The organism is Microcoleus sp. Pol12A5 (assembly GCF_036701435.1).
Taxonomy (GTDB): domain Bacteria; phylum Cyanobacteriota; class Cyanobacteriia; order Cyanobacteriales; family Microcoleaceae; genus Microcoleus.
The window spans coordinates 1-6,486 of sequence record NZ_JAUBQU010000201.1 but is presented as its reverse complement, the minus strand read 5'-3'; the positions used below and the strand labels follow the sequence as shown (position 1 = coordinate 6,486).

General features: G+C 43.7%; 4 protein-coding genes and 1 pseudogene. 3 read left to right on the top strand and 2 right to left on the bottom strand.

Annotated features, from left to right (window positions below):
• The 3 genes from QUA45_RS27320 to QUA45_RS27310 all read left to right on the top strand — a co-directional run.
• On the top strand, positions 1–876 hold an 876-nt coding region (locus QUA45_RS27320; protein ID WP_333222984.1), incomplete at its 5' end, for a M24B family metallopeptidase.
• Positions 877–987: 111 nt separating this feature from the next.
• Entirely contained in the window at positions 988–3,915 is a 2,928-nt protein-coding gene (locus QUA45_RS27315; protein WP_333222983.1) for a PAS domain S-box protein, read from the top strand.
• A 6-nt stretch (positions 3,916–3,921) separates the two neighbouring features.
• Positions 3,922–5,151 (top strand): ATP-binding protein, encoded by a 1,230-nt coding sequence (locus tag QUA45_RS27310; RefSeq protein WP_333222980.1) that lies wholly within the window; start codon positions 3,922–3,924, stop codon positions 5,149–5,151.
• A 15-nt stretch (positions 5,152–5,166) separates the two neighbouring features.
• Here QUA45_RS27310 and QUA45_RS27305 read toward each other — a convergent pair whose 3' ends face one another.
• Positions 5,167–5,748, bottom strand: coding sequence for an HAD family hydrolase (locus QUA45_RS27305; protein ID WP_190736768.1), 582 nt, complete (start codon positions 5,746–5,748; stop codon positions 5,167–5,169).
• A 310-nt stretch (positions 5,749–6,058) separates the two neighbouring features.
• Positions 6,059–6,486 (bottom strand): annotated as a pseudogene (locus QUA45_RS27300) (hypothetical protein); the annotation flags it as partial.

Genomic DNA, 6,486 nt, shown 5'->3' with positions numbered 1-6,486 from the left:
CTCAATCACTGGCAGCGCTTGATGGCAACCTACCCGAAACGCGGCACAGGCCCCACAGCAATCGAAGATTCCAACATTATTTTACACCCGATGCGGCTGGTGAAAAGCGAAACTGAATTAGCATTAATGCGAAAAGCCGCTAATATCTCAGTTGCAGCGCACAACCGCGCCCAAGAATTCGCAAAACCGGGCAGATACGAATATGAAATTCAAGCTGAAATAGAACATATTTTTGGCTTAAATGGCTGCACTCCCGCTTACCCTTCAATTGTTGCATCAGGTTACAATGCCTGCGTCCTCCACTACATCGAAAACAATCGGCAAATGCAGGAAAACGATTTGCTGCTAATAGATGCCGGTTGTGCTTGCGGGTACTACAACGCCGATATTACTCGCACCTTTCCTGTTAGCGGCAAATTTACAACTGAACAACAGATAATTTATGACTTAGTTTTGCAAGCACAATTGCAGGCAATTAGTCAAGTCTATCCCGGAAATCCTTACAGCAAAATTCATGAAACGGCAGTGCGCGTTTTGGTGGAAGGCTTAATGGATTTAAAACTTTTGGTGGGGGACATTGAAGAGATAATTAAAGAAGAGAAATACAAGCCATTTTATATGCACCGCACTGGTCATTGGCTGGGACTGGACGTGCACGATGTCGGCGTTTATCAGTACGGCGAAAATCCGCAAGTTTTGCAGGCAGGACAAGTGCTGACTGTGGAACCGGGGATTTATATTTCTCCTTATATTAAGCCTGTTGAAGGACAGCCGGAGGTTCCTGAAAAATGGCGCGGTATTGGCGTGAGAATTGAAGATGATGTTTTGGTGACACTGGAGGGCCATGAAGTCTTGACGGCGGGAGTTCCTAAATAAAGGAAGAAGGAAGAAGTTAAGAAAAACTTTGGCTAATGCAGTGAAGGCTTGAGCTTTGTTAGTATGGGCTTGAAAAAGCTCAAGTCCGCAACTGCCAAACCTAGAGCAATTATGTGTATTGATCCTACCAAGATCGATCGACCTCTGGAAACCTGCGAAGCATTAGTAGCAGAGCAAAAAGCAAAAATTCGGCAACTTGAAGAGGATTTGCAGCAGCAAAGAGAATTGTGCCAGAAATTAGAAGCACAACTTAAAGCAGTCGAGAATGCAGACTCTTCGGGTTCCGTAAGTGAATTTGATAGCACCGAGGACGATCGCATTCAGTTAATCGCATCTCTGGAAAAAAGCCAGGAAATGTACCGAACTCTCATCAAACATTATCCGAATGGTTCAGTGTTTTTGTTCGATCGCGATTTGCGCTATACCCTGGTTGACGGCCAAGGTTTGGCAGTAGTTGGTTTGTCCAAAGAACTGTTGGAAGGCAAAACGTTGTGGGAAGTATCGCCACCTGAAGATTTGCCCCTTTTTCAGACTACATATTGCGCTGCTTTGGCAGGAAAAGAGAATACTTTTGAATATAAATACGGCGGTCGCGTTTATTCAACAACAATTGCTCCAGTCAAGAACGACCGGGAAGAAATTTTTGCCGGCATGGTCGTTACCCAAGATATTACCGAAAAAAAACAGGCAGAAATAGCGCTGGAAGAAATTAAAAATCAGCTAGAAATTAAATATCAAAAGCGCACTGAAGACTTGAAAACTGCAAACGATCAATTGCAGGAAGAAATTCTCTCTCGCTGGCGCGCCGAAAAAGCTCTGCGGGAAAGCCAGGAACAACTAGAATTGTTTTTCTCTCAATCTTTAGATGGCTTTTTCTTTATGATGCTGGACGAACCCATACACTGGGACGATACAGTTAACAAAGAAAAAGTCTTGGATTACGTATTTGCTAACGGGCGGGTAACGAAGGCAAACGATGCTTTGATAGCTCAATACGGAGGTACTAGGGAAGAGTTTATTGGTCGGACGCTTTACTCTTTCTTATCGCACAACTTGACGGGCGGCAGAGAGATAATGAGGCAATTTTTCGATGCGGGCAGAATTCACATCGAAAATGACAATCGCAAGTTTGACGGGGTTTTCTTTTGGCTAGAAGGCGACTATATTTGCATTTACGATTCCCACGACAGAATCGTCGGGTATTTTGGCGCGCAGCGCGATATTAGCGATCGCAAAAAAGCAGAAGCAACGCTCAGAGATAGCGAAGAACGCTTTCGGGCAACCGTCGAACAAGCGGCAGTCGGCATTACCCACCCTGACCAAACAGGCCGCTATTTGCGAGTTAATCAAAAATTCTGCGAGATAGTGGGATATAGTGCGAGCGAACTGCTGTCGCGAACTTGGATGGACGTTACTTACCCGGAAGATATAGATGCAGATTTAAAACAAAATAATAAATTATTTGCTGGGGAAATTGACAGTTTTAAAATGGAAAAACGCTTGCTGCACAAAGACGGCACTGTAGTTTGGGTAAATATTACAGTATCGCTCATCCAAGAACCACTGAGCGGGGCAATTTACAATGTAGTAGTGACCGAAGATATTAGCGATCGCAAAGAAACCGAAGCAGCGCTGAAAGAAAGCGAAGAAAGGTTCCGACAGCTAGCAGAAAACATTGAAAGCGTGTTTTGGATGGTAAACGTTCAACCCCAGGAAATTATTTATATTAGTCCGGGTTACGAAAAGATTTGGGGCAGAAGCTGCGCTGATTTGTATGCTAACGGGCGCTTTTTTGCAGATTCCCTCCATCCAGAAGATCGCGAGCGCGTTATTGCTAATTTAACTAAAAAAATTGATTTGGAAGACGAGATAGAATATCGAATTGTTAGGCCTGACGGCAAAACCCGCTGGATTCGAGATCGGGCTTTTCCGATTAGAAATCACTCTGGTAAAGTTTACCGCATCGTGGGCATTGCAGTAGATATTACCGCACACAAACAGGCAGAAAAAACCATCCGTGAAAATGAAGAACGCTTCCGCCAGTTAGCAGAAAATATTCAAGATTCCGTCTGGCTAATGTCTGCAGAATTCACCGATTTATTGTACCTGAGTCCAGCTTACGAAGAAATCTGGCGGCGCAGTCGCGAAGAATTGTATGCTGATCCCTTAAAAATGATGGAGTGGGTGCATCCAGAAGATAAACGCCTGTTGGAAGAGGCAATGGGGCGAGTGTTGCAGGGCGATTCCACCAATACCGAATATCGGATTTTTCTGCCAGACGGCACAATTCGCTGGGTGTGCGATCGAGCTTTTCCCATTTACGACGAATCGGGCAACATTTACCGCATCGCGGGTATTGCCGAAGATATCAGCGATCGCAAATTTACCGAGGCCCGCATCCAAGCAGCACTCCGCGAAAAAGAAGTATTGCTCAAAGAAATTCACCACCGAGTCAAAAATAATATGCAGATAATTTCTAGCCTGCTGCAACTTCAAGCTCAATACATTGAAGACGAACCGACGCTAGCTTTATTTGAAGAAAGCCAGACTCGCATCCATTCAATGGCTCTAATTCACGAGCAACTTTATCAATCCGACAATCTCGATCGGATCGCCCTGTCCCCCTACGTCGAAAATTTGGTTGCTAATTTGTATCAATCTTTTGGTTGTGGCAACACTCCCATCCAATTTAACATCAAAGTTGACCCCATTTATTTAAACATAGAAACAGCAATTCCGTGCGGCTTAATTATTAACGAACTGGTTTCTAATTCTTTAAAGTATGCCTTTGTCTCAAGTTTAGATGGTGAAATATCTATTAATTTTTATGAAATAAATAGCCACCAATTTCATTTAACTATTCAAGATAACGGTTGCGGATTTCCGGCGGATTTTGACGTTGAAAATACTGAAACATTAGGATTGCGATTAGTGAGAATGTTGGCTGACCAATTAGAGGCGAGTATTGCCATTGACAGTCAGCGTGGAACCTGCTACACTCTGATTTTCCAAGAGTTAAATTATCGGCAGCGTATTTAACGACAAATGAACCCTATACAAATTTTGGTTGTAGAAGACGAAGTTATTGTAGCTCAAGACATAGCAGGTCGATTAAAAAAACTGGGATATGCAGTAACAGCTACGGTTTCTTCAGGAGAAGAAGCTATTCAAAAAGCCATAGAAAACCCGCCCGATTTAGTGTTGATGGATATCGTGCTTAAAGGTGACATGGACGGGGTAACAGCGGCCGAGAAAATCCGAATTAATAGGAATGTGCCGACAGTATTTTTAACAGCTTATGCCGACGATAAAACGCTGGAAAGAGCGAAACTTACAGACCCATTCGGTTATATTATTAAACCATTTCAACAAAATGATTTGCGTGTGGCGATCGAGATTGCCCTGCACAGACACGAAATCGAAACCAAGATGCGAGAATCTCTCAAAGCCTCGGAAGCAGTCAGAGAGTCGGTGGAAGAAAAATCGCACCGCCAAAACCAGTATATTTCAATGGCCGCTCACGAATTGCGGAACCCGCTCAACGCGATTTTAATTTCTGCGGAACTGCTAAAGCTCGATCGAACTCGCAGCAGTGACGAAGCCCAAGTGAGAACCCTGCGGCTGATGCACTCAGCTACCCAAAAGATGAACCAGCTAATCGACGATATGCTGTTCATGGGTCGAGCAGAAGCAGGCCAACTCAAATGCAATCCATTACCGATAAATTTAGTCGAATTTTGTCAAGACTTGCTCGATCAATTGCAGTTAGGAAATGAAGCCAAACACAAACTAACATTAATCCCGTCCGATGTTACCAGTGCAATATTAGATCAACAATTGCTGCACGGCATTATTTCTAACTTAATCGTCAACGCCATCAAGTATTCCCCCAACGGCGGGCAAGTCACCTTGGAATTGGAATGCCGTCCAGCAAGCGAAGGAGACAAAGAAGCTATTTTCTGCTTGTCTCCTCACTCTTTCTTTTCCAATTCATACTTTACCAATATTAACTCTCCCTTACTAATTATCCGCATCCGAGACGAAGGTATCGGCATCCCGGAAACCGAAGTAGGGAAAATATTTGAAATGTTTTACCGATGCAAGAATACTGGAAAGATTAAAGGTAACGGTTTGGGATTAACAATTGTTAAAAAAGCTGTGGAATTGCAAGGAGGTGCGATCGCCTGCGAAAGCAAAATGGGAATCGGTACAACGTTTACAGTCGCGCTTCCTTACGTAGCACTTTCCTGTAATACTCCACGAGAAATAACTTAAATCCCACTACAAATACTAATCAAAGTGTTGCAAAATCCACTCCACAGCCGCGGCTAAATTTGCTGCAATAAAATCCGGTTTAGTATGGTGCTGATACTCCCCACTCAACACACTTTCTCCGTAACCAGTCTGGACCAAAATACCAGTACAGCCGGCATTGTGAGCCATATCTACATCAGTGGCTTTATCCCCCACCATAAAACTATTTCGCAAATCTAAGTCCTGTTCCCAAGCCGCCGCTACCAACATCCCTGTATTTGGTTTTCGCCACGTTGTATACCGCGTGAATTCTGGGTTGGTTCCGCCTTCTGCTGCGCTTAAATAAGGACAGTAATAAAGAGCATCTAACTTGGCTCCTGCTTCATTTTCTAATAACTGACACAGGCGTTTGTGCAAAGCTTCTACGTGGCTAACCGGATAATAACCCCTCGCCGGACCCGATTGATTGGAAACCAAACAGCAAAATATTTGTTTGTCATTTAAACGGCGTACAGCTTGGGCGACTCCGGGGATTAAATGCAAATCTTCTACTTTGTGAATGTAGCCGGCTTCGATATTGAGAACGCCATCTCTGTCAAGAAATACTGCTCGTTTCATTGTTGTATTGTTTTTTATATAATATAAAACTCGGTGGCATCGGAATTGATATTACCGACATTCAGGACACGGCAATGCCCAAGGCGTGTCAACTTAAGCTTTTCGTCCGCTAGTCGTCCCGCCTACCCGCCAGTCCGCCAAGGAATGAATTCCACGGGGCTTATAGCCAAAGTGTTCTAAAAGAGGAGTGAATAATTCATTAGTCCTCTTTTATAGGACTTCAGCTTTGAGGCAGGGGTTTCAACCCGTGTCGGACTATCGGTTTAACGTGTTTGTTCATACCAAGGGACACGGCGCCGTGTCCTCATCATCATTCTAAAATAGATTGTTTGCCTAGCCATTCGCGGAAACTATTATGATACAAACTATAGCAAATTTCTTCTCCAATTTCTTGTTTATTTAAGAACTCGATCCAATTGTCTAACACTTTTTCAACATCGTATTCATCCTGATCAATTATATTGGATATCGCACTTACAGATAAACTTGCTGTTGATTGTACCAAAACATTCAGCACAGACAACTCGATCGCCGATAAAGCATCACCTCTCATCCGCAGCCAGTGGTTTTGATAATACGCTGCTAAACCGGGAGGAAGTTCAGAGATAAGTGAGGACTCCCCCAGATTAGCATCGGGGTGTGAATTATCCGCAATCGCCCTTAACATCTGACTCAGATACATGAAATTGTTTTCGCTGACAGTGGCGAGTTGTTGGCAGAATTCGGGTTGAGTTAAAT

Bases quoted from the DNA above. Each gene is read 5' to 3' on its own strand.
- QUA45_RS27315 (WP_333222983.1), top strand. From the start codon at position 988: ATGTGTATTGATCCTACCAAGATCGATCGACCTCTGGAAACCTGCGAA.
- QUA45_RS27310 (WP_333222980.1), top strand. From the start codon at position 3,922: ATGAACCCTATACAAATTTTGGTTGTAGAAGACGAAGTTATTGTAGCT.
- QUA45_RS27305 (WP_190736768.1), bottom strand. From the start codon at position 5,748: ATGAAACGAGCAGTATTTCTTGACAGAGATGGCGTTCTCAATATCGAA.